Below are 25535 nucleotides of genomic sequence, written 5' to 3'. Positions count from 1 at the left end.
CGGTGCAGGCTTACTTTGCCGGCACCGGGAACTGGTTTCAATATCAAAGGATACCCCCATGGCTGCATTCATCCAGAAACTGTTCAGAACTCGCAAGGCAAACACACCCGCCCCTGCCGCGATTCGCCGGGAGCCAACGCCTGGAAATCTGGAAAAGGTAAACAGGCAGGATGACAAGCATGAGCAGCAAGTCGAAATCCTCAAGTCCGCCCCTTCTGAGGGCCAGCTTGAAGAACTGGCCACCGGCGGCATGACATCCGGCATCCGCATTGAAGCTACCGAAGCGCTGGCCGATAAAGCGGCGCTGCAACGCGTACAGAAGCTTGCCAAGGGGAAGGACAAGGGCGTCTATCAGGCGGTACGCCAGAAACTCCAGCATATCCGTGATGAAGAGGAGCAACAGCGCCAGCTGGCCGACACCATCCAGACACTGGTACGCAATGCCACCGACCAGGCCCGCAGTGACGATACGAAACTGTATGAAGCCCGTTTTGAAGCCTTGTTGCAGAAATGGGCAGACGTTGAATCACAGGCTTCCCGGGAGCAGACCACCGATTTCCTGCAGGCAGTTCACCAGATCCGTGAACGCCTTGGCCTGATGCACGCAGAAAAAGAGCAACTCAGGCAGCAGCAGGAACAGCGAAGCCAGCGGGCAGACACCCTGTCGCTACTGGAAGGCACCCTGAATGAACTGAAACAGCAGGATCCGGACCTCGAGCCTTCCCTGGCCTCTCTGGATGCCCTGCAGAAAACCCAGGAAAACCGCTGGCTGGAAGCAACCCGGGACACTCAGGTCGACAAGCAGGAACAGAAATCCTACGAAAACCTGATGCAGTCCCTGCGGGCCTATATAGCCGCTGTCAAACGCCTGAGCCAACATAAAGAAGAGATCACCGAGCTGCAGAACCCTGTTGAAGGCGAGCCAGACGAAGAGGCAGCTACACAGAAAGCCAGGGAAGTGCTCGAAGCGGTAGATTGGCCGAAAGACTTCCGCCGTCCTTCCCTGCTCGATGGCCTCTACCGTATTGCCGGCAAGCCCCGCTCCTCGAAACCAGCCCAGCCGGACACCGGGGAGCAGAAACAACTGTCCGACGCTTTGCGGCAGACCCTGGACAAGCTGGACACTGCACTGGAAGCCAGGCAACTGAAGGAATCCCGCCAGCATTTCAAAGCCGCGCAACAACAGCTTAAAAACCTGGACCACCGCCACAGCAAACCCTTGCAGCCGAGAATGCACCTGCTGGGGGGACAGCTTCGTGAACTAACCGACTGGCAGGGCTTTGCCACCCGCCCGAAACAGATCTCCCTATGCGAACAGATGGAATATCTTGCTGACCAGCCCATGGAGCCGGAAGCCAAAGCCGAACGCATCAAGGAACTGCAGAACGAATGGCGTGACCTGGGCGGCTCATCGGACCGCGACCTTTGGTCACGATTCAAGAAAGCCTCGGACCTGGCTTATGAACCCTGCAAAGCCTATTTTTCTGCCAAATCGGGGCTGAAAAAAGCGAACCTGGAAACCAGAAAGACCATCTGCGAGGAACTGCGCACCTTCCTCGACAACGCAGACTGGCAAACCATCGACTGGAAAGCCGCCGAGCGAATCCATCAGACCGCCCGGGAAGAGTGGAAAGCAGCGTGGCCGGTAGAGTTCCGCGACAACCGGCAGGTACAGAAGCTGTTCGATGACCTTCTCAAGCAACTCGAAGAGCCCCTGGACGAAGAGCGCAGGAAAAATGAAGCGCTCAAACAGGCCATTGTGGAACGGGCAGAGGCGCTGATTGAGCACGAGCCCCTGGCTGAGGCAATGAATCACGCCAAATCCCTGCAAAGCGAGTGGACCAGCATCGGCATCACCCGCCATCGCGAAGACAGGAAGCTGTGGCAGGCGTTTCGCAAGGCCTGCGACCAGATTTTCGCGCGCCGTGATGCCCACAAGAATGAGCAGGAACAACTTACCCGTGAAGCGGATGAAAAGGCAGAACCGGTCATTGCCACCAGCAAGTCGCTGGGCGTCGGCGCCAGCGCAGACACCCTGCAGGCGAGCCTGACGGACCTGAACGCACTGACAAATGAGCCTTTGTCTTCAGGCGCCCGGGAGCAGGTTCACGATGAACGTAACCGCCTTGCCGCCCTCGCCGCCAACCGCAAGTTGCAGGAACAGATTGAAACCTGGACGCACTGGATTACGGCCAGAAGCACCAGCACCCTGGACAACGACGCCTTGCCCGGACATTGGGCGGAACTGGCTGCAAATATCGGTCAGCCAGACCCTGCAGAGCTTGTAATTCGGGCGGAGATACTGGCCGAGGTTCCCTCCCCCGTCGAAGACCAGGGTCGCCGTATGGAAATCCAGGTACAGCGACTTGCCGAAGGAATGGGTAACGCGGCCGGCGATAAAGACAAGTCACAGCAACTTGAAATGCTGGTTGCAAACTGGTGCGTGGTGCAACCAGTGGACGTGGTAAGCGAGCCCCTGGCCCAGCGCCTGGGCCGTGCACTGGAAGCTGTTCTGGGGCACGAAGGTCAGTCGTCGCGCTGATGGGCCCTGACAAACTCCCTGGCCTCCTGTACGGCGGACAGGGAGTGTTTTTTCATGGTTTCGAGTTCGCCATCGGCGAGGTAGAACATCATGTCGATGCTATGGCGATAGTATTTTGCCGGTAGGCGGTTCAAAGCCACGCACATCACATCCGCCAGAAAATCCTGGCTCTCTCCCTCCTCCCTGGTTTCATCAATGGCTTCGGCAACCAGGGGCTCATAAAAGTTATCAATCGCGTCTCTCAGGGACATCTCGCAACTCCTGCTTCTGATACCTGTCTACAACATAGATCCACCGGCGGGAAATGTCATGATCCGCGTGAGCAGTTTCGCCAATGGGATTGGCAGCGCACGTCATTACGCATTGAGGCTGCAAACCGCTATGGTTAGCCTCTGAAAATGCTACTCCCGAGTCAAAGACCAACAGAGGACAGGAAATGACCACCGAAGCCTATATCTTCGATGCCGTACGCACCCCCCGGGGGCGCGGCAAGAAAGACGGTTCCCTGCACAGCGTCAAACCCATCTCACTGCTGACCACCGTGCTCAAGGCACTGCAGGAAAGAAACAGCCTGGACACCGCCCAGGTTGATGACATCGTTATGGGCTGCGTCACTGCCGTAGGTGACCAGGGTGCAGATATTGCCAAAACGGCGGCCCTGGCAGCGGACTGGGACGAAGTGGTCGCTGGCGTGACGCTCAACCGGTTCTGCGCCTCTGGCCTTGAAGCCGTCAACCTGGCGGCCATGAAAGTCCGTTCCGGCTGGGAAGACCTTGTGGTTGCCGGGGGTGTTGAGGCCATGTCCCGGGTGCCCATGGGATCAGACGGTGGTGCCTGGGCAACCGACCCGGCCACCAACCTGCATACCGGCTTCATGCCCCAGGGCATCGGTGCTGACCTGATCGCCACCCTGGAGGGCTTCAGCCGGGAAGACGTGGACGGCTTTGCAGTAAAATCCCAGCAAAAAGCCGCCAACGCCTGGCAAAAAGGCTATTTCTCCAGATCCATCATCCCCATCACCGATCAGAATGGCGTGATGATCCTGGACCGCGACGAACATGTGCGCGGCAATACCACCGTGGAATCCCTGTCCGGTCTCAAGCCCTCGTTCCAGATGATGGGCGAGATGGGCTTTGACGGTGTTGCCCGGGAAAAATATCACTACGTGGAAAAGATAAATCACGTACACCACGCCGGGAACTCCTCCGGCATCGTCGACGGCGCCACGGCAATGCTGATCGGCAGCGAAGCCAAGGGCAAGGCTATGGGGCTCAGACCCCGCGCCCGCATCCTGGCAACAGCGGTTACCAGCACCGACCCCACCATCATGCTGACCGGGCCCGCCCCGGCAGCCCGCAAGGCACTGGAAAAGGCCGGCATGACAGCGGACCAGATCGACCTGTTTGAAGTCAACGAAGCCTTTGCTTCCGTGGTCATGCGTTTCCAGAGAGAACTGTCGGTTCCCGACGAGAAAGTAAACGTCAACGGCGGCGCCATCGCCATGGGCCACCCCCTGGGGGCGACCGGTGCCATGATCCTGGGCACCCTGCTCGACGAACTGGAGCGGAGAGAGCTGCGCTACGGCCTGGCCACCCTGTGTGTGGGTGGCGGAATGGGTATTGCCAGCATCATTGAGCGCGTCTGAGCCGACCACTGATTCTGAGAGGAGAACCGACTATGAGTGCCATTCACTACGACCTGGGTTCAGACCACATCCTGACCCTGACCATCGACATGCCGGATCAGTCAGCCAACACCATGAACGCCGACTTCCGCACGGGCCTGACCGAAACGGTGAGCAAGGTCAAAAACGACCTGGACAACATTCGCGGCATCATTATCACGTCCGCCAAGAAAACGTTTTTTGCCGGCGGCGACCTGAAGGAACTTCACAAGGTTACCCGGGAAGATGCCACTGTCTTTGAAGACATGGTCAACGGCCTAAAGGCCGAGATGCGCGCCCTCGAAACCAGTGGCAAGCCAGTTGTTGCAGCCATCAACGGCTCTGCCCTCGGTGGCGGCCTGGAAATCTGCCTGGCCTGTCATCACCGCGTCGTCATGGACGACGACAGAATCCAGCTGGGCCTGCCTGAAGTGACCCTCGGGCTTTTGCCTGGCGGTGGCGGCACCCAGCGGCTGCCCCGGATGATCGGCCTTGAGGCCGCCTTCCCTTACCTGATGGAAGGCAAGAAGGTGAACCCGAAAGCCGCCCTCAAGGCCGGCATCGTGGACGAACTTGCCTCGTCCATCGACGATATGATGGGAAAGGCCCGGGCCTTTATCGAAGCCAACCCGAAAAGCCAGCAACCGTGGGATCAGAAAGGCTTCAAATTCCCCGGCGGCGCGCCCCATCACCCGGCCATGGCCCAGAAACTCGCCATCGCGCCGGCCATGCTCAAACAGAAGACCAAAGGCTGCTACCCGGCACCGGAACGTATCCTGTCAGCAGCCGTAGAGGGCGCCCAGGTGGACTTCAACAATGGCAGCCTGATCGAAACCCGTTACTTCGCGGAGCTCGTTACCGGCCAGGTCGCAAAGAACATGACCGGCACCTTCTGGTTCCAGCTCAATGCAGTGAATGCCGGTGAAAGCCGCCCAGAAGGCGTGGAAAAGGAAACCTTCCGCAAGGTTGGGGTCCTGGGGGCTGGCATGATGGGCGCGGGCATTGCCTATTCCACCGCGACCCGCGGCATCAACGTGGTCCTAAAGGATGTTTCCACCGAAAATGCCGAGAAAGGCAAAGCCTATTCGGAAAAACTGCTGGCAAAGAAAGTCAGCCGCGGCCGCATGACCGAAGAGCAGAAAACCGAGGTGCTTGACCGTATCAGGGCCACGAGTTCCGCCGATGACCTTGAAGGTTGCGACCTCGTCATCGAAGCCGTCTTCGAAGACAGCGAGCTGAAAGCAAAAGTGACTCAGGAAGCGGAGGCCAGGCTGGCCAGTAACGGTATCTTTGCGTCCAACACCTCCACCATTCCCATCACGCAACTGGCGGAGGCCTCAGCAGCGCCGGACAACTTCATTGGCCTGCACTTTTTCTCCCCGGTTGACAAGATGCAACTGGTGGAAATCATCGTAGGTGCCAGAACCTCCGACGACACCCTCGCCCGCGCTTTTGACTACGTGCAGCAGATCGGCAAGATCCCCATTGTGGTAAACGACAGCCGCGGCTTCTTCACCTCCCGCGTGTTCGGCACCTTTGTCAACGAAGGCATTGCCATGCTGGGCGAAGGCATTCACCCGGCCAGCATCGAGAATGCCGGTGTTCTTGCCGGAATGCCGGTGGGCCCGCTCGCCATTTCTGACGAGGTGAGCATGACACTGATGCAGCACATCCGGGATCAGAGCAAGAAAGACACCGAAGCAGCCGAAAAGACCTGGAATGCCCACCCCGCGGAGGCGGTGATCGACCAGATGGTTGCCAGCCACAACCGCAAGGGCAAGGCCGCCGGGGCTGGATTCTACGAGTATCCTGAGTCGGGCAGGAAACACCTGTGGCCGGAACTGGAAACCCTGTTTGTGGACCAGAAAAAAGCCCGGGAGACGGACCTGCAAGACCTGAAGGACCGAATCCTGTTCATTCAGGCGATCGAAACCGTTCGCTGCCTGGAGGAAGGTGTGCTGCGGACTGTTGAAGACGCCAATATCGGCAGCATTTTCGGGATCGGGTTTGCGCCCTGGACTGGCGGCGCCATCCAGTTCATCAACCAGTACGGTGTGAGAGCCTTCGCAGAACGGGCGAAAAATCTCGCGGAGCGTTTTGGTGACCGCTTCTCACCACCGGCCCTGTTGCTGGAAAAGGCAGAGACCAACACAACCATCAACTGACACCTGCCTCCCCTTGCCGGGGAACTGTTCACTCCGGCAAGGGTTCCAGCCCGGTTGGTGCGCTTTCCCGCTTACGTACCTGACCACTTCATGGACAGATTGTCACGAACCGATACTTCAACGCTATGGCAACCGCACCTGCGCTTGCCTACAATAAAATCATGAGCCAATCCGGCGATATCCAGAATGCGTATGGCCTTCACCAGCGGTTGCTGCACTAATGCCCGTTCCGCTGATCTTCGTATCGCCACCCACCGTCAGGTATACAAGCTTATGAGCATCGCGGAACGATTTTTCAACCGTTGCAGCAACTCCAGCAAAGCCGGCACACAGGCAGCCATCCTGACGCTGGCGCTGGCTCTCGCCCTGCCGGTATCAGCGAAGGTGGATACCGACAAAGCCTACGTGCCTGTATCCCCGACGGTTGAACAGGCCAGGGCCAACATCCTGATTGCGCGACAATTGCAGTTCACCCATTTCCGCGACATGAGCATTAACGACGCCCTCTCCGGGGACGTGTTTGATGCCTACCTGGAATACCTGGATGGTCAGCGCATCTACCTGACTCAAAAGGACATCGAGAAACTCAATGCCATACGCCTGGGGCTTGGATCGGCCCTGAAAACCGGCCAGCTTCAGCCCGGCTTCGACATCTACAACCTGGTGCAGCAGCGCGTTATCCAACGCCTTGAGTTTGCCCTGGGCGTTATTGATGACGGTATCGACAAGCTCGACTTCAAGGCCGAAGAAAGCATCCTGCTGGATCGCTCCGAGGCCGATTGGGAGGCCGACAAGGAAGCGCTGGACGCACTGTGGATGAAGAGAATCAAGAACGCGGTACTCGCCCAGCGCCTCAACGGTAGCGACGATGAGGGTATCGAAGAAGCTCTTCGCCGTCGTTACGAAGGCCAGTTAAAGCGCGCCTATCAGGCCCGCAGCGAGGATGCCTTCCAGGCCTACATGAACGCCTTTGCCGGCATGTGGGACCCGCATACGTCCTATTTCTCACCGCGCACCTCCGAGAACTTCAACATCAACATGAGCCTCTCGCTGGAAGGCATCGGGGCCGTGTTGCAGTCAGACAACGAGTACACCAAAGTGGTGCGCCTGGTACCGGGCGGGCCTGCCGCCAAGCAGGGGCAGCTGGAACCGGCTGACCGTATTGTGTCCGTCCGCCAGGAGGATGAAGACAAAGTGGTCAACGTGATTGGCTGGCGCCTTGACGAAGTAGTGGACCTTATTCGCGGGCCGCGGGAATCCACCGTCACCCTGGAAGTCATTCCGGCGGATGCCCCCGACGAGACCGTCACCGAAACCATTGCCATAAAACGCGACAAAGTGAAGCTGGAAGAGCAGAGCGCCAGCAAGGAAGTGATCGAATTTGAGCGGGGCAATGACACCTTCCGCATCGGTGTGATCCACATCCCCACCTTCTACGCCGATTTCAAGGCGATGCAGAACGGTGACCCGAACTACAAGAGCACCACCCGCGATGTTCGCAAACTGATTGACGAGCTCAAGGCCGAGGGCATTGACGGTATAGTAATGGACCTCCGTAACAATGGCGGCGGCGCCCTTCACGAAGCCAACGATCTGGTCGGCCTGTTTATCGAGAAAGGCCCCACGGTTCAGATCCGCAATTCCAACAACGATGTGCAGGTACTGAACGACGAGGACCCTTCGGTTTCCTACGACGGCCCGCTGGTGGTTCTGGTCAACCGCATGAGTGCCTCTGCTTCGGAAATCTTCGCTGGGGCGATTCAGGATTATGGCCGCGGCCTGGTGGTAGGCTCCCAAACCTTTGGCAAGGGCACGGTGCAGGCAGTGCGCCCACTGAACCATGGCCAGCTCAAGATTACCCAGAGCAAGTTCTACAGGGTTTCGGGCGGGTCCACGCAACACAAGGGCGTGATTCCCGATATCGAGATCCCTTCACGGGTCGACAAGACCCGCATCGGCGAAGATGCCCTGGACCATGCCCTGCCCTGGGACCAGATCGAAGCCGTACCCCATACCCGCTACTATGACTTCAGCAGCGTGATTGACGAGCTACGCACACGCCATGACAACCGGTTTGAAGACCACCCCGAATTCCAGTTGCTGCAGAAAGAGATCGAGTTTCTCAAACAGCAGCGGGAACAGACCTCAGTCAGCCTCAACATCGACGCCCGCAAGGAGCACCAGTCGCAGATCGAGCGTACGCGACTGAGCATTGCCAATGCCCGCCGCGAGATTCATGGCGGCGAGCCATTCGATAGCCTGGAAGAGCTGGATGACTGGCAGGACCAGCAGGCAGCTGACCTCGACAGCACCGACGAGGAAATGGACTTTATCGTTCATGAGGGCGGCAACATCATGGCCGACATGCTGGAGCTTGATCAGCGCATGGCGTCCATCCTGGACACCAAACAGATAGCTGCTCAGGCCCAGGCACGCTGAGCGGCCCAAGTTCCTCCGTTAACGGGCGTTAGCCATGGCTGAGAGGGAAGAAGACCGGAACAGGGCCCGGCTGCTGGAAGGCATGCTTATGGATGCCATGCATGCCATGAGATCCATGGAAGAGGTCGAACAGGTCCAGGGCTCAGCGAGCCCCGGAGAGAACAAGGAATCAGAGTCCCTCATTGACCGCATTGCCGGCTTTACCGGTTCGGCGCTGCGATTTGCGGCAAGGTCTACCGATACCTCCCTGAGAGTTGGCCGGGCGCTGATGAACTCCCAGGACCAGCTACGCATGATGCTGGTAGCCGGAAAATCCCTCAAAGACATCCGCGAAGTGGCCGGGCTGACCCTGTCGGAAATGAGCGAAGCCCTGAACCTGAAAGACAAATCGGTTCTGGAAGCCATCGAGAACGGCACCACCACCCTGTCATTTGAGCTGATACTCCGGCTGGCAGCACTGATAGCCCGCAACGACCCCATCCCGTTCATTCTTCGCACCACCCGCAATTACAACCCGGAAGTCTGGCGTGTGCTCAACGACTGGGGTGTCGGCCGCCTGCCCCTGCAGTTCGAGCGAGAGCGTCAGTTCATCAATATCTTCCGCAGCCACGACGATGCCCGCACGCTCTCTGACGAGGGATTCCAGAAGGTCCTGGACTTCACCCGCCAAAGCTTCGAGATGTCGCTGCACTTCATCGAAGAGCAGGAAAAGGAAATGGCGCAGTTGCGGTCGAAAACGGACAACTCAGCGGAATAGAGTCTTCATTCCGGTTACATTGGGCGTGCTGACAACCCCTTGCTCTGTCACGATCACATCAATCAGGCTCGCCGGCGTAACATCGAACACCGGATTGAACACTCTTACCCCCGCCGGCGCAATGTCCATCCCCCTAATCTGCTTCAGCTCTGAGCCTTCCCTCTCTTCAATAGGGATATCCTTACCGGACTCCAGCGACATATCCACAGTACTTGAGGGCGCGACCACCATGAATCCCACCTTGTGATGACGGGCCAGGACAGCGAGGCTGTAGGTGCCGATCTTGTTGGCAACGTCGCCATTGGCGGTAATGCGATCCGCCCCGACAATCACCCAGCGCACCTTTCCGGCAGCCATAATCGCAGCCGCAGCCCCGTCGGCATTCAGGGTGACGGGAATACCATCCCGCGACAGTTCCCAGGCGGTCAGCCTGCTGCCCTGTAGCCAGGGGCGGGTCTCGTCCGCAAATACCTCCTTGAGCAGCTTCGTTTCATGAAGCCGGCGGATCACGCCCAGAGCAGTTCCGTACCCCCCGGTGGCCAGCGCCCCGGTATTGCAGTGAGTGAGCACGGAAAATGGTTTTTTGGCCGCCATATACTCCAGGGCGTTATCCGCCATGGTCAGATTGGCAGCCAGGTCTTCCTCGTGAATACGAACGGCGGTATCAGCAAGCCGTCTGACGGCTTCATCCAGGGAATGACAGGCAGCAAATTCGCGCTCCATTTCCTGAAGTGCCCAGAACAGATTTACGGCCGTCGGCCGCGAGGCTGCCAGCTCCCGTATCGCCTGCTTGATCTCGGCTTTCCAGTCGCCACCACCGGCGTGGCGGGCGGCCAGGGCCACCCCGTAAGCCGCACTGATGCCAATGGCCGGGGCACCGCGTACCACCATGTCCCGGATACACTGGGCAACGCCGGAGGCACCTTCCAACGTAATCCAATGCTCCTGATCCGGTAACAGGCGCTGATCCAGCAGCTCGAGACTGCCGCCATGCCAGCGTATGGCAACGGTTCCAACGGAACGCCCGGCGGAAGAAACAGGGGGTTTGCTCATTCAGTCACTCCAGAGAGATTACAAAAAGGCAGTATACCCGTGATCGCGCCCCAAACTCAGCCCCCAGGGTAGTTCTCGGCCCGGGTGGTCGCTATACTTTCGGGCTACATTCTTCGGCTGCACGGACGGACACCGGGCGGCCCGGCCAAGGCAGGGTAAATGACGGCAGACACCATTACCGCAGCAGATATTCGGATCAACGCACGCTGGGTTATCCCCGTGGCGCCCGCGAACGAGGTTCTGGAACATCAGGCGGTGCTCATCCAGGGCGAGCGGATTGCCGCCGTGGTTTCCCGGGAAGAAGCCGATACCCGCTTCCGTGCCAAGGAAACCATTGATCTGCCGAATCATGTTGTTCTTCCCGGCCTGATCAACATGCATGGCCATGCCGCCATGTCACTGTTCCGTGGTCTGGCGGATGACCTGCCGCTGATGACCTGGCTGAATGACCATATCTGGCCCGCCGAAGGAGCGTTTGTCAGTGAGAGATTCATTGCCGACGGCACCCAGCTGGCGATGGCGGAAATGTTGCGTACCGGCACCACCACCTTTTCCGACATGTACTTTTTCCCGGAAATCGTTGCCCAGATGGCCAGGGACGCCGGCATGCGCGCCCAGGTATGCTTCCCTCTTCTGGACTTCCCCACACCCTGGGGCTCCGGGCCAGAGGAATATCTCTCCAAGGGCGAAGGCTTTATTCGCCAGTGGCAGAACGATCCGTTCATCATGCCGGCCATTGGCCCTCACGCCCCCTATACCGTATCGGACGCTCCGCTTGCGAAAGCAGTGGCGCTGTCTCAGGCGACCGGCGTACCGATCCAGATACACCTGCATGAAACCGCCTCTGAAGTCACCGATGCCCTGGAGCAGACCGGCATACGGCCGACTCGGCGAATGGCCGAGCTGGGGGTTCTGGGGCCAGGAACCCAGTGTGTCCACATGACACAGATCGACGACTCGGATATACAATTGCTGAAAACGACCGGGACCCAGGTAATTCATTGCCCCGAATCCAACCTCAAACTGGCAAGCGGGCTGACCCCGGTGCAGAAACTCCGCGAGGCCGGCATCAATGTCGCCATTGGCACTGACGGCGCTGCCAGCAATAACGACCTGGACCTGTTCGGCGAGCTCACTACCGCGGCCATGCTGGCCAAAGCGGTATCCGGCGACGCCTCGGCACTCTCCGCCCATGAAGCGCTGGCAATGGCCACCATCAGGGGCGCGCAGGCACTGGGAAGAGCCCATGAGCTCGGGTCTCTGGAGGCTGGTAAACTGGCCGATCTCATTGCTGTTGACCTTAGCGACCCGTTCCTGCAACCGGTCTACGACCCGGCCTCACACCTTGTTTACAGCAACCATGGCCGCCAGGTAAGCCATAGCTGGATCAACGGCGTACCCCAGGTACAGGAAGGCACATTGACCCGTATTGACGTACCAGACCTGATGCTCCGCGTCCGGGGCTGGGCGGACCGTATTCGCGAACAGCAGAACAGCTGACGCCCTCTATTTCCGTTAGCAGACAGAGCCAACTATGAGCAATCAGAACGTAGACCAGAATGAAATCGCCAAATTCGAGGCACTGGCCAGCCGCTGGTGGGACCCTACCAGCGAGTTCCGACCCCTGCACGACATCAACCCGCTGCGCCTCAACTACATAGACGAGCGCGCGCCCCTTGCAGGAAAGCGGGCTCTGGATGTCGGATGCGGCGGTGGGCTTTTATCCGAAGGCATGGCACAGCGAGGCGCCCACGTTACCGGCATAGATATGGGCGAAGCACCGCTTGCGGTCGCAAAGCTCCATGGCATGGAAAGCGGCATCCAGGTGGACTACCGCCAGATCACCGTTGAAGAGCTTGCGATCGACCCGGAACACACCGGCCAGTACGACGTGGTTACCTGCCTGGAAATGCTGGAGCATGTGCCGGACCCGGCATCGGTGATCAAGGCCTGCGCCGCCCTGCTGAAACCCGGCGGGCACCTGTTCGTGTCCACCATCAACCGCAACCCCAAGTCATTCATGTTCGCGATTGTGGGCGCCGAATATGTACTCAGGCTGTTGCCCAAGGGCACCCATGAATGGCGCAAATTCATTCGCCCGTCGGAAATGTCTGATCACCTGCGCCACGCCGGGCTGGATATTCGCGAACTGACGGGCATGACCTACAACCCGATTACAAAGGTTTATCGCCTGGGGCGGGATGTGGACGTCAATTACATGATGCATGCCATGGATACACGCGAGGAAACAAGCCCGTCGTGACTGCTACCCTTTCACAACCCTCAATTGTCCTGTTCGATCTGGACGGCACCCTGATTGACACCGCGCCGGATTTCATTCGTTGCCTGAACGATCTTCGGCAGGCCCACGGACTGCCGGCACTGCCGGCACCATATATCCGCCGCTCGGTCTCCAATGGTGCCAGGGCCATGATCCGGGTGGGTTTTGGCCTTGAACCGGAGCACCCTGACTATCTGGAAAAACACACGGCGTTTCTCGACCTTTATGAGGCAGGTGTCGCCGTGGAAACCGCCCTGTTCGAGGGCATGGATACCATCCTGAAAAACCTGGAAGCCCGCAATATCCCCTGGGGCATTGTCACCAACAAACCGGTACGCTTTGCGGCACCATTGATCAAGGCCCTGGACCTGACGGAACGCTGCTCTACCCTGATCTGCCCGGATCATGTCACCGACCGCAAACCCCATCCGGAGGCCCTGCTCCTGGCGTGCCGGGAAGCCGAGGCAGACCCGGTTACCGGTGTGTATGTCGGCGACCACGAAAGGGACATTGAAGCCGGGCGCAATGCGGGTATGACCACCATCGCAGTACGTTACGGTTATATCGAACAGCCAGAGGCGGTTGACCTGTGGCAAGCTGACATTGTGGCTGACACCGTCAGCGATCTGGCAAAACTGTTACAATAGAGTTCCAAACGGAGACACAGAATGCAGGACTATCAAGCACCGGCTGATTTGCTGAAAGATCGCATCATCATGGTAACCGGTGCCGGCAGCGGCATCGGGCGGGCAGCAGCAAAAGCCTATGCGGCCCATGGCGCCACGGTGATCCTTGTAGGCCGTACCGTTTCCAGACTGGAATCCGTGTATGACGAAATTGAGGCCGCGGGCCACCCGAAGCCTGCAATCGTGCCGCTCAATTTCGAAGGGGCTGCCGTCAAAGACTATGAAGAACTGGCGATGACCATCGAAGACAACTTCGACCATCTTGACGGCCTGCTTCACAACGCCGCCATCCTTGGCGCACGCAGCCCCATTGAACTCTATGACCCGGAAATCTGGAACAAGGTCATGCACGTGAACGCCACGGCGCCGTTCCTGCTTAGTCGGGCAATGATCCCGCTGCTGCGCAAGTCTGAGGACGCCTCTGTCATTTTCACCTCCTCCGGTGTCGGCCGCCGCGCCAAGCCCTACTGGGGTGCCTATGCGGTTTCCAAGTTCGCCATTGAAGGACTGAGCCAGATGCTTTCCGAAGAACTGGACGACGACCGCCACAATGTGCGGGTGAACAGTCTTAATCCGGGTGCGACCCGTACCAATATGAGAGCCACCGCGTATCCGGCCGAGAACCCGCAGCAGAATCCCACACCGGAGGACCTGATGCCGGTTTACCTGTACCTGATGGGGCCGGAAAGCAAAGACGTCAATGGCCAGCAGATAGACGCACAGCCAAAGTAATGGAACTGACTTTCTATACCACGTCCCAGTGCCACCTCTGTGAGCTGGCCGAAGCGCTGCTGGTCAATACGCCCATGCCAGAGCCGATCCCCGTTGACGCGGTGGACATTGCCCAGTCCGGGCAACTGGTGGAACGTTACGGCACGCGCATTCCGGTGCTGCGCCGTAACGACACCGGCGAGGAACTGGACTGGCCATTTACCAGGGATCAGGTACTGAATTTTCTCCGATGAGGATTGTCCGACATGTTGATGGTTATTTCCCCCGCAAAAACGCTGGATTACGAAAGCCCGTTGGCCACCACCAAGGCCACCCAGCCGGATTTCCTGGACGATGCCTGTGAACTGGTTGACCAGCTCAAGCAACTGGAGCCCCACGATATCAGCAACCTGATGGGCGTCAGTGACAAACTGGGCCAGCTCAATGCGGAACGCTTCCGCACCTGGCACACACCGTTCACGCCAGAAAATGCACGCCAGGCGGTGCTGGCCTTCAAGGGCGACGTTTATACCGGCCTTGATGCGGAAAGCTTCAGCGACAAGGAGTTCGAGATTGCCCAGAAGCACCTGCGGATTCTGTCCGGCCTCTACGGTGTGCTCAAACCCCTGGACCTGATGCAACCCTACCGCCTGGAAATGGGCACAAAGTTCGAGAACCGCCGGGGCAAAGACCTGTACGCCTTCTGGGGCAACAGGATTACGGATGAACTCAACCGCCTGCTGAAGGCCGACGACGGAGTGCTGGTGAACCTGGCGTCCAACGAGTACTTCAAGAGCGTTCGCAAGAAAGAGCTGGACGCTCGCCTGATCACGCCCCAGTTCAAGGACTGGAAGAACGGCCAGTACAAGATGATCAGCTTCTACGCCAAGAAGGCCCGGGGCCTGATGTGCCGTTATGCCATCCAGAACAACATTACCCAGGCCGACGATCTCAAGGGTTTTGATCTTGAGGGCTATCGGTTCAGCGAGGAACAGTCCAGCGCGGACAATTGGGTGTTTCTGCGGGACGAACAGTAAGCCTCTCACAAACCTGGAGTGATTAATGAACGAAGCAGTATTTGCGGAGCTTTCCATGCTGGTTCTGCTGACCGGCCTGATTGTCTGGATGGGCTTTATTGTCTGGGACCTGGCCAAAAAGTCCCAGGCTGGCCGGTTTGGCACCATCGCCCTGTTTACGATTCTGGGGGCCGGTGTGGTGGGCTTTATCGTAAAAACCGTACTGGTTGAAATCATGCAGATCTGACGCCGGGGCCAGATTTCTAAGCAGTCACTTTACGGCCACTGACCGGTGGCCGTATCATCCCTCCCCTTCTTCAATACCGACATCACCCAATAACCAACAAGGACCCGGACAATGTGGTTTCGTAATGCCCGCGTATTCCGTTTTACCAAGCCATTTGAAATAACCGCCGAAGCCCTGGAAGAAAAGCTTCAGGCCGATGCCTTCAAGCCCTGTGGTCCCCAGGAAACGTCACGCCAGGGCTGGGTATCGCCCATGGGCAAACACAGCGATCTGCTGGTTCACAGCGCCGGTGGGTACCATCTCATTGCCCTGCGAAAAGAAGAGAAGCTGTTACCCGCCTCCGTGATCAAGGAGCTGGTGGACGAAAAAGCAGAAATGATTGAGGCCGAGCAACACCGCAAGGTAAGGCGCAAGGAAAAGGACGAGCTCAAAGAAGAAGTGATGCTGGAAATGCTGCCCCGGGCCTTTTCCAAGAACCGCCGGTGTTACGCCTACCTCGCCCCCGCTGACGGTGTTCTGATAGTCGACGCCGGTTCCGCCAAGCAGGCGGAAGACCTGGCCTCCACACTGCGCAAAAGCGTGGGTTCGCTGCCCGTTCGCCCACCTGCGGTGGAACAGGCGCCCGCGTTCACCTTTACCGGCTGGCTTAACGAGTCTATCGAGTTGCCCGCCAGCATCGAACTGGGCACAGAGTGCGAGCTGAAGGATACTTCGGAGGACGGCGGCGTTGTGCGATGCAAGGGCCTGGATCTTCAGGGCGATGAAATCCGCAGCCATCTGGATGCGGGCATGCAGGTCACCAAGCTGTCCGTTACCTGGGATGACAATCTGTCGTTCGTACTGGATGAGGAGCTGGGCATTCGCCGACTGAAATTCGGCGATACCTTGCAGGAAAAGCTCGACGATGTGGATGCGGACGATGCCGCCGCCCGCTTCGATGCAGCCTTCTCGCTAATGACACTGGAACTGGCGAGGCTCATCCCCGGGCTGCTCGAGGCACTGGGCGGAGAAGACCGCTCCGCGATTGTCGAAGAAGGCTGATAACTGACCGTCAGTGGGAGGTCTGCTCCAGACGCTCCCGCTGCCAGTCCTTCTCGGGCTCATTGAGTACCAGGGTCAGATCCATGACTTCCTCCTCCGGGTTGTATCGGATCTCAAAGCCCAGGTGCTCTGCCAGCCGCAACATCGGGCGGTTATCCGCCAGCACATTACCCACCATTTCCATCGTGCCCTTGGCGCGGCAGTAATCGATCATTTTCTGCATCAGGGCCACGCCCAGGCCCTCGCCTTTCATCCTGTCATGCACCATCACCGCGAACTCGGCCCGCAGGTTGTCGGCGTCTGTCCAGGTCCGCACAGTGCCCAGGGTTTCTTCGCCCTCGCCATCCTCACGCGGCGCATTGGCGATAAACACCATTTCCCGGTCATAGTCGATCTGGACCATCTGGGCCACGTCTTCACGGGAGAAATGCTTACGGTACTGGAAGAAACGATAGCGGATGGATTCCGGAGACTGCAGCTCGTGGAAGGCACGGTGGGCTGGCTCGTCTTCCGCCAGTACCGGACGGATGATCACCCGCCGACCGGACTTGGGTAGTAATATCCACTCCTCCAGCTCCCTCGGATAAGGCTGGATAATAGGCCGTCCCGGCTTGTCTGCCAGATCAATCGCCACGTTTACAGCGACTGCGCCCTGCTCGTTGAACAACAGGGGCGAGATTTCCAGCCCCCGGATCTCGGGAATATCAATCACAATCTGGGACAGCGTCACCAACGTTTCCGATACCGCGCGGATGTCCTCTTCCGGTTTCAGACTGTGCTCTTTCAACAACTTGTACATGTAGGTTCGACGCAGGAGTTCGCGCGCCAGCACCATGTTCAATGGCGGCAGGGCAATCTGGCGGTCTGTCATCACGTTGATCTGGGCACCCGCGGCCCCGCACACGACCAGCGGGCCGAACAGCTTGTCCCGGGTAATGCCAACACTGAATTCAATACCTCCAACGTGCTGGTAGGACCGTTGAACCGCAAATCCCAGGAAACCACTGTCAGGGTAGTACTTCTGGTACTCCTCCATCAGAAACCGACAGGAATCCATGATGGCTCCCTCGCTGTTCAGCTTCTGGACTGTGCCCTTGTAACGGCGCTGGCCGGGGCTGAGTTCAACCAGGGGATGACAGGCCCGTTCATGAATCAGGGTGATATCCACCGGCCTGCGTTCCACCGAAAAGGCTTCCAGCACTTCTTCCATATCGTCGCAGTAGATCGTCTTTATGGTGTTGATACCGTAGTCCCGGATCACATCCCGGGCTTCCCGATTGGAAAGGTGGTTACGCCCCGAGCGCATGGCATCGACTACTACCCGGCGTGTTTGCGTGTGATCAGCGAGGTGATCGGTAAAGGACTCGGGCGTCTCCGTCAGCAGCCGTTGCACACGCTGGTGACGCACGTGCTGCATGAAAGCCATTACCGCCTTCTCCGGATTAAAGAAAGACGGCACGCCAGCCCGGTAGAACTCATCACGGGCGTCCAGTACCGTGCTCTGCCCCAGCCAGCAGGTAAACACGTTCAGCCGCGTGCCCTTCACCGCCTGCACCACCGCATCCGCAATCTGCAAGCTGTCCTGAGTCAGGCTCGGCGCGTACATTACCAGAATATTGGCCACTTCCGGGTCCTTGGCGAGGACTTTGATCGCCTGGGCATAAAGCTCCGGCGAAGCATTGTAGCCAAGGTCGATGGGGTTCTTGCGCGTCCAGTAAGGGGGCAGCAACTGCGCCAGCGAATCAATGGACTTGCCGGACAGTTCCGCCAGTTCGCCGCCCAGATAGGACAGCCGGTCCACCGCCAGCACACCCGGGCCAACGCCATTGGCCATAATCGCCAGGGTTTCCCGTCGCAATGGGCGCATTCTGGTAAGGGTTTCCAGGGCATCGAACATCTGCCCCAGCCCGTCCACCCGCAGTACACCGGCACGTTGCAGCATGGCGTCATAGATGGGATCACTGCGGGTCAGGCCCGCGGGTAATTCGTGGTGGAACCATTCCGATTCGGGCACCCGGCCGCTTTTAACGGCAATCACCGGTTTGGTGCGGGAAGCCACACGAACAGCCGACATGAAGCGCCGCGGATTGGGAATGTTCTCAATGTGCAGCAGTATGGCGCGAGTCTGGCTGTCCTGGGCCAGGTAGTCGATAAGGTCGTCATGGTCGATGTCCATGCCATCGCCAAGGGTCAGAAAGTAGGAGAATCCCACCCCCCGGGCAAAGGCCCAGTCAATCACCGAGCTGGCAATGGTGCCGGACTGGCCCACGAAGGCAACCTTACCGGGTATCGCACCCATATGGGCGTAAGTTGCGTTCAGGCTTCGGGCCGGAACCATCAGGCCAATGGTGTTGGGCCCGAGCACCCGGATGCCGGTTTCCCGCGCCGCATCACGAACTGAATACATCAACGGCTGCCCGGTTTTACTGTGGCTGCGGGACATGCCGCCGGTCATCACAATCGCGGTACGAACACCCGCCTGCCCCAGCCGTTTTATCACTTTCGGCACCGTATCCGGGGGCGTACAGATAATCGCCAGGTCAGGGCTGAACCCCATCAGGGACACTTTCTTTACGCAGGGCACACCATGCACGTTGTCGTAATCGTTCTGGTTAACCACCAGCAACTGGCCCGGATAGCCACCGCCCAGCAGGTTCCGCAACACCATACCGCCGAGGTTCTCTGCCCGTTCCGAGGCGCCGATAACCACTATGGATGAGGGGTTGAAAAGGCTTTCCAGGTATCGGGTACTCAAGCTACGCTCCTTGCTTCGGGTCGACCGGGCGGATGTACACTCTATCTTAGGCGCTTGTCTGATGATGTAAAACGTCTATCACCACCATAAGACCAAAGAAACACGGCAGCGCCACCCTATCCCTGATAATATTGAACAAAATACAAGCACAACCAGAGCGTTCGGGATCAGCATGACAACGGGATTTTTCTCTCACGACGATTGCATGAAACACAATATGGGGGCGGAGCATCCGGAGTCCCCGGAACGGCTTGCAGCGATTATAAGTTACCTTGCAGATAGCGGTCTGGAGCAGGAGCTGGATTGGGTGAGGCCGGATGAAGCCACACGGGATCAGTTGCTGACCGTGCATCCCGAACGCTACCTGCATCAGCTGGATCTGATGCAACCCACCAGGGGCCGGGTGTTTACCGACCCGGACACCGCAATGATGCCGGATACGCTTCGGGCCGCCCGCCTTGCGGCCGGCGCCAGTATCGAAGCGGTCGACATGGTGCTCAGCAGCCAGCTTACCAATGCGTTCGTCTGTGCAAGGCCGCCGGGGCACCACGCCGAGCGGAGCAAGTCCATGGGGTTCTGTTTTTACAACAACATTGCCCTGGCCGCCATGCGCGCCCTGACGTTCCACCACCTGGAACGGGTAGCCATCATCGATTTTGACGTACACCAGGGCAACGGCACCGTCGATATCGTCGGCGGTGATGAGCGTATCCTGATGTGCTCCAGCTTCCAGCATCCGTTTTACCCCCATTCCCACGTGCACCGCCAGGCCGAAAATATTATCAACACACCCATTCAGGCCGGCACCTCGGCTGACGAGTATCGTAAAACGGTGGAAGCGGCGTGGGTAAAACGGTTACAGGATTTCCGCCCGCAACTGGTGCTGATTTCAGCCGGTTTCGACGGCCATCGCCTTGATCCCATGGCGGAACTGAATCTGGAAGTGGACGATTACCGCTGGCTGACAGAGATGATCACCAGCATCGCCGCCGACTCTGCCAACGACCGCGTTATTTCAACACTTGAGGGGGGATATCACCTCAGAGCCCTTGCGGAAAGCGTGAATGCGCACCTCGAAGTGCTCAATACTATCCGCTGAGTCGCCAGTGGCGCCTCGGGTTCCAGGTGTCAGGTATTAGGTGTGGCAGCATCATAGCCATTGGCCTGCTGCAAGTCCGGGCGCTCGCCTTCCCGTTGCAGGCGAATGGTGGTGCGGCGGTTGTCGGCCGGGCGGCCTGACACCTGGTACTGATCCGCATGAGCCCGGACAGTCACCATATTGGTATCAATGCCCTCCCCGATCAGGTAATCGGCCACCACATTGGCCCGCTCTTCCGACAAGGCCCGGTTGTTGATACGGCTGCCGCTGCTGTCGGTGTGCCCGTCTACGAAAATTCGCTCCACCGTGGTGTCCGCCATAACGTAAGCCACGATGTTATCCAGCAACCTTCTGTCGCCTTCGGAAAGGCTGGTACTGCCGGCCGCAAACGGAATACGGGAACGCTTGATCTGATCATAGTTCACCGGCAGCAGGCCGGATGTGCAGGAACGGTACCCGGAGAACTGGCCGGCAAAGTTGATGTTGGAGACTTTCACACGAACCGGACTGCCGTCGTACCAGGACTCACGGGTCACCGTCGGGTCCATTCCCTCCAGCAGCCCCTGAACCATGATCATGGCCTGACGGGAATCCAGTGATACCGGCCGGCGACCATCATCTATATTTACCCGGCCCAGCGAACGGGGTGCCTTGCCCGGGCGCCAGGATGGAGCCTCCACAGCCAACGTCCCGCGCCCGGGGCGCATCAGCTGGGTTTCCGACTCAAGGATGAAAGACAGCGACTCGCCGGCACGATGACGGAAAATGGCCCGGCCATAACCCGGCACCTGATGCACCAGCGTACATTCAAACACAGACTCCGACAGGTACCATTGGCTGTTCTCGATACCGGCGCCATAGGTGGTGGCCCGCGCCACATTGGCGGCCATCAGCAACGAGCATGCACTGGAGATCACTGCGCCACGCAGGAAGGCTGGAAGTCGTGCCATACCATCTGTCCGTCAAAAAGTGTTCACGGGTTTGTTAACGGCCAGGGGAAAGCATTCTTTAGGATTTCGGCCCGAAACAATCGGCGACAGCTTCTGATATAATTCCGCCAGAATTTACCAGGGGCAACCGCATCACAGGCCCCGGCAAGCCGGAAACCGTTAATGACCAATCAGATCACCATTACCCGCCCCGATGACTGGCACCTTCATGTCCGGGACGGTGACATTCTGAGGGACGTGGTGCCCGCCACGGCACGTTGCTTCCACCGCGCCATCATCATGCCCAACCTGGTGCCGCCGGTGACCGACGCCCGGCAGGCCAGGGCCTACCGCGACAGAATCCTGAATGCCGCCAAAGGTCATGACTTCGAGCCATTGATGACCCTGTATCTCACCGAGGCCACCACGCCGGATCAGATTCGTGAAGCGAAGGCAGCCGGAGTGGTTGCGGCGAAGCTATACCCCGCTGGCGCCACCACCAACTCCGCCTCCGGTGTGAACGATATACGTAATATTTACCCGGTTCTGGACGCCATGAGCGACTGCGGCATGTTGCTTCTGGTCCACGGTGAAGTCACTGATCAGGACATCGATATCTTTGATCGGGAGAAAATTTTCCTGAAGCGGGTACTGGCGCCGACACTTGAGGCCTTCCCTTTGCTGCGGGTTGTACTCGAGCATATCACCACCGCGGACTCTGCCGAGTTCGTCCGCAATCACGAGGGCGACAACCTGGGTGCCACCATCACCCCCCAGCACCTGATGTATAACCGCAACCACATGCTGGTCGGCGGCATTCGCCCTCACCTGTACTGCCTGCCGATTCTCAAACGTAACCGGCACCAGCAGGCACTGCTGGATGCAATTGTCAGTGGTGATCGGCGCTTTTTCCTGGGTACCGACTCGGCCCCTCATTCGAAAGACCGGAAGGAAACCGATTGCGGCTGTGCCGGTTGCTATTCAGCCTACAGCGCCATTTCACTTTACGCGGAGGTCTTTGAAGATCTGGGCATTCTCGACAAGCTGGAAGCGTTTGCCAGTTTCAACGGCCCTGATTTTTACGGGTTGCCACGAAACACCGACACCATAACCCTGGTGCGGGAAAGCTGGGAAATGCCTGCTGAACTGCCTTTGGCAGAGGGCACCATTGTTCCGTTGAAAGCCGGTGAAAGCCTGAGATGGCGCCTCGCCGAGCACTGATTCACCACCTGTTCCTATATCACGCCGATTGACCTGGCCAGCAACACCGGGAGTTTAAGTGACTGACGAAACCAAAGAACGCCATCCCATGTCCCGCCGCTTTCGCGGGTTCCTTCCTGTGGTGGTGGATGTGGAAACAGGCGGATTCAATCCCGAGCGGGATGCCCTGCTGGAAATTGCCGCCGTCATAATCACCATGGATGAAGACGGCTGGCTGATACGCGGAGAAACCCATCTGCAGCAGATTGATCCGTTTGAGGGCGCCAACCTGGAACAGTCAGCCCTGGACTTTACCGGTATTGATCCCTGGAACCCCGAACGGGAAGCCGTTCCCGAGCGGGAAGGCCTGAGCGAAATCTTCAGCCCGATCCGTAAGGCGGTCAAAGCCCACGACTGCAAACGGGCGGTCCTGGTGGGCCATAACGCCACCTTTGACCACAATTTCGTGTTCGCCGCTGCTCTGCGCTCGGATATCCGTCGCAACCCGTTTCACCCTTTCTCCACGTTTGATACCGCAACCCTGGCAGGGCTTGCCTACGGCCATACCGTGCTCGCCCAGGCGTGCAAGCTCGCAGGCATTCCGTTCAGTAACAAGGAAGCGCATTCGGCAGCGTACGATGCTGAGAAAACCGCCGATCTGTTCTGCGGCATTGTCAACCGGTGGCGTGAGGTTGGCGGTTTTCCGCCGCCGCCCTTGCCTGACCACCCGGAATAACGGCCATAAAAAAACCCCGCTCCTGGAAGCGGGGTTTCTGTTTTCAGGGTATGCCCTACCAGTAAATACCCCGCATGATTGCAGCGAACGCTACCTGTTCCGAGGAGACCTTCGGCCTCTCTCCCGAGCGGCTGCCAGCGGCGGCCGGAGAATCCGGGAACATCCGGTAACCGGTGTTCATAACGATCTCTCCCATCTTGGGTGCCAGTGCCTGCAGCACCTGAGCAAAGATACCAAGCCTTGTAGCAATGCGCTTGGGCCGGTAGACAATGGCATCCACCACCATGTCCGCGGCTTCGTCCGGTGTCAGCGTGGGCACGGAATCGTAGATCTTGGTAGGGGCGATCATCGGGGTCTTTACCAGCGGCATATTGATGGTGGTAAAGGTCACGTTGCGATCCGACCACTCAGCAGCCGCACAGCGGCTGAAGGCATCCAGCGCGGACTTCGACGCCACGTACGCTGAGAACCGCGGCGCATTGGTCAGTACCCCAATGGAGGAAATATTGATCACGTGGCCACGGTGGCGCTCAAGCATGGCCGGTGCAAAGCCCATGATCAGGCGCACAGAGCCGAAATAGTTCAGCTGCATGGTGCGCTCGAAATCGTGAAACCGGTCAAACGACAGTGCCAGTGAGCGACGGATTGAGCGGCCGGCATTATTGACCAGCACATCCACGTGGCCATGGTTATCCAGTACGGTTTTCACAAAGCGGTCGCAGTCTTCCATCTCGGCGAAGTCACACTGATAGGCGTGAACGTTACCGCCACGGGCTTCGAGCTGGGCGGCCACTTCCATCAGGCGCTCTTTCTTGCGCGCACCAATCACCAGAATGGCACCGGCATCCGCCAGCTTTTCAGCAGTCGCCAGACCAATGCCGGAAGTCCCACCAGTGATGACGCAGACCTTGCCTTCAACTGTGCCACGCAGGGTACGGTCCTTGAACAGGTCAGGGTCAAGGTTGCGCTCCCAATAGTCCCAGATCACGGCGGAGTAGCTATCAAGACGCGGCACTTCAATGCCGGCACCCTTCAGAACCCGCTCGGTTTCACGGGCATCAAACCGCGTGGGGTAATTAATGAACGACAGCACCGACGGCGGAATGCCCATATCGTCCAGCACCGCTGTGGTCAGGCGCTTGACCGGCGGCAGGTTTTTCAGGCTCTGGCGGATAAACGGCGGAATAAAGCCGAACATCCGGGAATCCACCCGCATCGCCATGCGCGGCGCGTGGCCCGCCTCGGAGAAAATATTGAGAATTTCGCCAACCTTGTAGGGATCGGAATCCACCAGATGGAAACAGTTGCCATCCTCCCCTTCCAGGTGAGCGATGTGATCCATGGCATTGACCACAAAATCCACCGGGACGATATTCAGGCGGCCGCCCTCAATACCGATGGTCGGCATCCACTGGGGCAGCGCGTGGCGGATCTTCTGGATCATCTTGAAGAAGTAATAGGGGCCGTCGACCTTGTCCATTTCGCCGGTTTTCGAATGGCCGATAACCATACCGGGGCGATAGATCCGGAACGGCACCTTGCAGCTCTCGCGAACGACTTTTTCTGATTCATGCTTGGTCAGCAGGTAAGGATGGTCAAGCTTTTCCGCCTCCTCGAACATATCCTCGCGGAACGTGCCTTTGAACATGCCCGCAGCGGCGATGGACGACACATGGTGGAAACAGCCGGCTTCCAGGGCAGCGGCAGCGCCCACGGCATTGAGGGTGCCCTCAATATTGGTCGCCTGCTGCGCTTTTTCGTCTGCGCCCATGTCGTAAACGGCGGCAAGGTGGAAGAAATGATCAATGTTACCCTTGAGCGATTTCATCGTCTGGGCGTCAATGCCCAGATCAGGGCTGGTAAGGTCGCCGATCACTGCCTTCACCCGGGACTCGTCCGCGCCCCAACGCTCCCTGAGCTGGGCCAGTTTGTCCTGTGATTGCTCGCGCACGAGTACGTGTACCGTGCCGCCGCGAGCCAGCAGTTTTTCAACGAGAAAACGGCCGATGAATCCGGTGCCACCCGTCAGAAAGTAATTCATTGATAGTCCACCCTGCTTGTTGCTCAATTGTTGTCTGTCCCTTTGTGGCCAGGGAGATATTAGACCAAAGTCTTATACACTCCCGGAACGCCGGCATTGTACTTAATTGCAACTCTCATGTATCCAACTTTTTTAGAGCAATTACTCTTTAACCCTTTGTTTTATTTAGAGCTA

At 58.5% G+C, this 25535-nt stretch carries 21 protein-coding genes; 16 read left to right on the top strand and 5 right to left on the bottom strand.

Going from position 1 to position 25535, the window contains the following annotated elements; all coding sequences use genetic code 11:
- Positions 1-58: 58 nt before the first annotated feature.
- Positions 59-2542, top strand: coding sequence for a DUF349 domain-containing protein (locus ABJM11_RS04395; protein ID WP_348293069.1), 2484 nt, complete (start codon positions 59-61; stop codon positions 2540-2542).
- Here ABJM11_RS04395 and ABJM11_RS04390 read toward each other — a convergent pair.
- The gene (locus ABJM11_RS04390; protein WP_348293067.1) at positions 2527-2793 is read right to left on the bottom strand and encodes a late competence development ComFB family protein; all 267 of its coding nucleotides are present in this window, start codon (positions 2791-2793) and stop codon (positions 2527-2529) included. The two genes, ABJM11_RS04395 and ABJM11_RS04390, sit on opposite strands and share 16 nt — an antisense overlap.
- Before the next feature lie 185 nt (positions 2794-2978).
- On the opposite strand from ABJM11_RS04390, the gene ABJM11_RS04385 reads away from it, so the two are divergent.
- The 4 genes from ABJM11_RS04385 to ABJM11_RS04370 all read left to right on the top strand — a co-directional run bounded on the left by ABJM11_RS04385 (position 2979) and on the right by ABJM11_RS04370 (position 9566).
- A complete protein-coding gene (locus ABJM11_RS04385; RefSeq protein ID WP_348293065.1) occupies positions 2979-4187 on the top strand; it encodes an acetyl-CoA C-acetyltransferase in 1209 nt (402 codons plus the stop codon).
- A gap of 32 nt (positions 4188-4219) precedes the next feature.
- Positions 4220-6370, top strand: coding sequence for a 3-hydroxyacyl-CoA dehydrogenase NAD-binding domain-containing protein (locus ABJM11_RS04380; RefSeq protein ID WP_348293063.1), 2151 nt, complete (start codon positions 4220-4222; stop codon positions 6368-6370).
- 273 nt (positions 6371-6643) lie between these two features.
- A complete protein-coding gene (locus ABJM11_RS04375) occupies positions 6644-8809 on the top strand; it encodes a carboxy terminal-processing peptidase (RefSeq protein ID WP_407069959.1) in 2166 nt (721 codons plus the stop codon).
- 34 nt (positions 8810-8843) lie between these two features.
- A complete protein-coding gene (locus tag ABJM11_RS04370; RefSeq protein ID WP_348293059.1) occupies positions 8844-9566 on the top strand; it encodes a helix-turn-helix transcriptional regulator in 723 nt (240 codons plus the stop codon).
- Here ABJM11_RS04370 and mtnA read toward each other — a convergent pair.
- Positions 9555-10619 (bottom strand): S-methyl-5-thioribose-1-phosphate isomerase, encoded by a 1065-nt coding sequence (mtnA, locus tag ABJM11_RS04365; RefSeq protein WP_348293058.1) that lies wholly within the window; start codon positions 10617-10619, stop codon positions 9555-9557. The two genes, ABJM11_RS04370 and mtnA, sit on opposite strands and share 12 nt — an antisense overlap.
- 159 nt (positions 10620-10778) lie before the next feature.
- On the opposite strand from mtnA, the gene ABJM11_RS04360 reads away from it, so the two are divergent.
- The 8 genes from ABJM11_RS04360 (at position 10779) to rdgC (ending at position 16601) form a co-directional block, all read left to right on the top strand.
- The gene (locus ABJM11_RS04360; protein WP_348293056.1) at positions 10779-12119 is read left to right on the top strand and encodes a TRZ/ATZ family hydrolase; all 1341 of its coding nucleotides are present in this window, start codon (positions 10779-10781) and stop codon (positions 12117-12119) included.
- Positions 12120-12153: 34 nt separating this feature from the next.
- The gene (gene ubiG, locus ABJM11_RS04355) at positions 12154-12882 is read left to right on the top strand and encodes a bifunctional 2-polyprenyl-6-hydroxyphenol methylase/3-demethylubiquinol 3-O-methyltransferase UbiG (protein WP_348293054.1); all 729 of its coding nucleotides are present in this window, start codon (positions 12154-12156) and stop codon (positions 12880-12882) included.
- On the top strand, positions 12879-13547 hold the full coding sequence (locus tag ABJM11_RS04350; RefSeq protein WP_348293053.1) for an HAD-IA family hydrolase: 669 nt from the start codon (positions 12879-12881) through the stop codon (positions 13545-13547). The genes ubiG and ABJM11_RS04350 overlap by 4 nt, the downstream gene beginning before the upstream one ends.
- Positions 13548-13568: 21 nt before the next feature.
- Complete coding sequence (locus tag ABJM11_RS04345; RefSeq protein WP_348293052.1) at positions 13569-14318, top strand: YciK family oxidoreductase; 750 nt, start codon at positions 13569-13571, stop codon at positions 14316-14318.
- The gene (locus tag ABJM11_RS04340; RefSeq protein ID WP_348293051.1) at positions 14318-14551 is read left to right on the top strand and encodes a glutaredoxin family protein; all 234 of its coding nucleotides are present in this window, start codon (positions 14318-14320) and stop codon (positions 14549-14551) included. Before ABJM11_RS04345 ends, ABJM11_RS04340 begins: the two co-directional genes overlap by 1 nt.
- Before the next feature lie 12 nt (positions 14552-14563).
- Positions 14564-15334 (top strand): peroxide stress protein YaaA, encoded by a 771-nt coding sequence (gene yaaA / locus ABJM11_RS04335; RefSeq protein ID WP_348293049.1) that lies wholly within the window; start codon positions 14564-14566, stop codon positions 15332-15334.
- A gap of 25 nt (positions 15335-15359) precedes the next feature.
- Positions 15360-15560 carry a DUF2788 domain-containing protein gene (locus tag ABJM11_RS04330; RefSeq protein WP_150993899.1) on the top strand — a complete coding sequence of 67 codons (201 nt, stop codon included), beginning with the start codon at positions 15360-15362 and terminating at the stop codon, positions 15558-15560.
- A 111-nt stretch (positions 15561-15671) separates the two neighbouring features.
- A complete protein-coding gene (rdgC, locus tag ABJM11_RS04325; RefSeq protein ID WP_348293047.1) occupies positions 15672-16601 on the top strand; it encodes a recombination-associated protein RdgC in 930 nt (309 codons plus the stop codon).
- A gap of 10 nt (positions 16602-16611) precedes the next feature.
- Here the strand turns inward: rdgC and ABJM11_RS04320 are convergent, their stop codons facing one another.
- Positions 16612-19356 carry a GNAT family N-acetyltransferase gene (locus ABJM11_RS04320; protein WP_348293045.1) on the bottom strand — a complete coding sequence of 915 codons (2745 nt, stop codon included), beginning with the start codon at positions 19354-19356 and terminating at the stop codon, positions 16612-16614.
- Positions 19357-19528: 172 nt separating this feature from the next.
- Here ABJM11_RS04320 and ABJM11_RS04315 point away from each other — a divergent pair, with 172 nt between their 5' ends.
- A complete protein-coding gene (locus ABJM11_RS04315; protein WP_348293044.1) occupies positions 19529-20455 on the top strand; it encodes a histone deacetylase family protein in 927 nt (308 codons plus the stop codon).
- Positions 20456-20484: 29 nt separating this feature from the next.
- Here the strand turns inward: ABJM11_RS04315 and ABJM11_RS04310 are convergent, their stop codons facing one another.
- Complete coding sequence (locus ABJM11_RS04310; RefSeq protein ID WP_348293104.1) at positions 20485-21345, bottom strand: OmpA family protein; 861 nt, start codon at positions 21343-21345, stop codon at positions 20485-20487.
- Between the two features lie 222 nt (positions 21346-21567).
- On the opposite strand from ABJM11_RS04310, the gene pyrC reads away from it, so the two are divergent.
- The gene (gene pyrC, locus ABJM11_RS04305; protein WP_348293043.1) at positions 21568-22605 is read left to right on the top strand and encodes a dihydroorotase; all 1038 of its coding nucleotides are present in this window, start codon (positions 21568-21570) and stop codon (positions 22603-22605) included.
- Positions 22606-22663: 58 nt separating this feature from the next.
- A complete protein-coding gene (gene rnt, locus ABJM11_RS04300; RefSeq protein ID WP_348293041.1) occupies positions 22664-23320 on the top strand; it encodes a ribonuclease T in 657 nt (218 codons plus the stop codon).
- A gap of 55 nt (positions 23321-23375) precedes the next feature.
- Here the strand turns inward: rnt and ABJM11_RS04295 are convergent, their stop codons facing one another.
- Positions 23376-25361, bottom strand: coding sequence for an SDR family oxidoreductase (locus ABJM11_RS04295; protein WP_348293040.1), 1986 nt, complete (start codon positions 25359-25361; stop codon positions 23376-23378).
- Positions 25362-25535 lie beyond the last annotated feature (174 nt).

This window comes from Marinobacter sp. (assembly GCF_039977835.1).
Classification (GTDB): domain Bacteria; phylum Pseudomonadota; class Gammaproteobacteria; order Pseudomonadales; family Oleiphilaceae; genus Marinobacter.
This window is presented reverse-complemented; position numbering and strand designations above follow the sequence as displayed.

Bases quoted from the DNA above. Each gene is read 5' to 3' on its own strand.
- ABJM11_RS04395 (WP_348293069.1), top strand. From the start codon at position 59: ATGGCTGCATTCATCCAGAAACTGTTCAGAACTCGCAAGGCAAACACA.
- ABJM11_RS04390 (WP_348293067.1), bottom strand. From the start codon at position 2,793: ATGTCCCTGAGAGACGCGATTGATAACTTTTATGAGCCCCTGGTTGCC.
- ABJM11_RS04385 (WP_348293065.1), top strand. From the start codon at position 2,979: ATGACCACCGAAGCCTATATCTTCGATGCCGTACGCACCCCCCGGGGG.
- ABJM11_RS04380 (WP_348293063.1), top strand. From the start codon at position 4,220: ATGAGTGCCATTCACTACGACCTGGGTTCAGACCACATCCTGACCCTG.
- ABJM11_RS04375 (WP_407069959.1), top strand. From the start codon at position 6,644: ATGAGCATCGCGGAACGATTTTTCAACCGTTGCAGCAACTCCAGCAAA.
- ABJM11_RS04370 (WP_348293059.1), top strand. From the start codon at position 8,844: ATGGCTGAGAGGGAAGAAGACCGGAACAGGGCCCGGCTGCTGGAAGGC.
- mtnA (WP_348293058.1), bottom strand. From the start codon at position 10,619: ATGAGCAAACCCCCTGTTTCTTCCGCCGGGCGTTCCGTTGGAACCGTT.
- ABJM11_RS04360 (WP_348293056.1), top strand. From the start codon at position 10,779: ATGACGGCAGACACCATTACCGCAGCAGATATTCGGATCAACGCACGC.
- ubiG (WP_348293054.1), top strand. From the start codon at position 12,154: ATGAGCAATCAGAACGTAGACCAGAATGAAATCGCCAAATTCGAGGCA.
- ABJM11_RS04345 (WP_348293052.1), top strand. From the start codon at position 13,569: ATGCAGGACTATCAAGCACCGGCTGATTTGCTGAAAGATCGCATCATC.
- ABJM11_RS04340 (WP_348293051.1), top strand. From the start codon at position 14,318: ATGGAACTGACTTTCTATACCACGTCCCAGTGCCACCTCTGTGAGCTG.
- yaaA (WP_348293049.1), top strand. From the start codon at position 14,564: ATGTTGATGGTTATTTCCCCCGCAAAAACGCTGGATTACGAAAGCCCG.
- ABJM11_RS04330 (WP_150993899.1), top strand. From the start codon at position 15,360: ATGAACGAAGCAGTATTTGCGGAGCTTTCCATGCTGGTTCTGCTGACC.
- rdgC (WP_348293047.1), top strand. From the start codon at position 15,672: ATGTGGTTTCGTAATGCCCGCGTATTCCGTTTTACCAAGCCATTTGAA.
- ABJM11_RS04315 (WP_348293044.1), top strand. From the start codon at position 19,529: ATGACAACGGGATTTTTCTCTCACGACGATTGCATGAAACACAATATG.
- ABJM11_RS04310 (WP_348293104.1), bottom strand. From the start codon at position 21,345: ATGGCCGCCAATGTGGCGCGGGCCACCACCTATGGCGCCGGTATCGAG.
- pyrC (WP_348293043.1), top strand. From the start codon at position 21,568: ATGACCAATCAGATCACCATTACCCGCCCCGATGACTGGCACCTTCAT.
- ABJM11_RS04295 (WP_348293040.1), bottom strand. From the start codon at position 25,361: ATGAATTACTTTCTGACGGGTGGCACCGGATTCATCGGCCGTTTTCTC.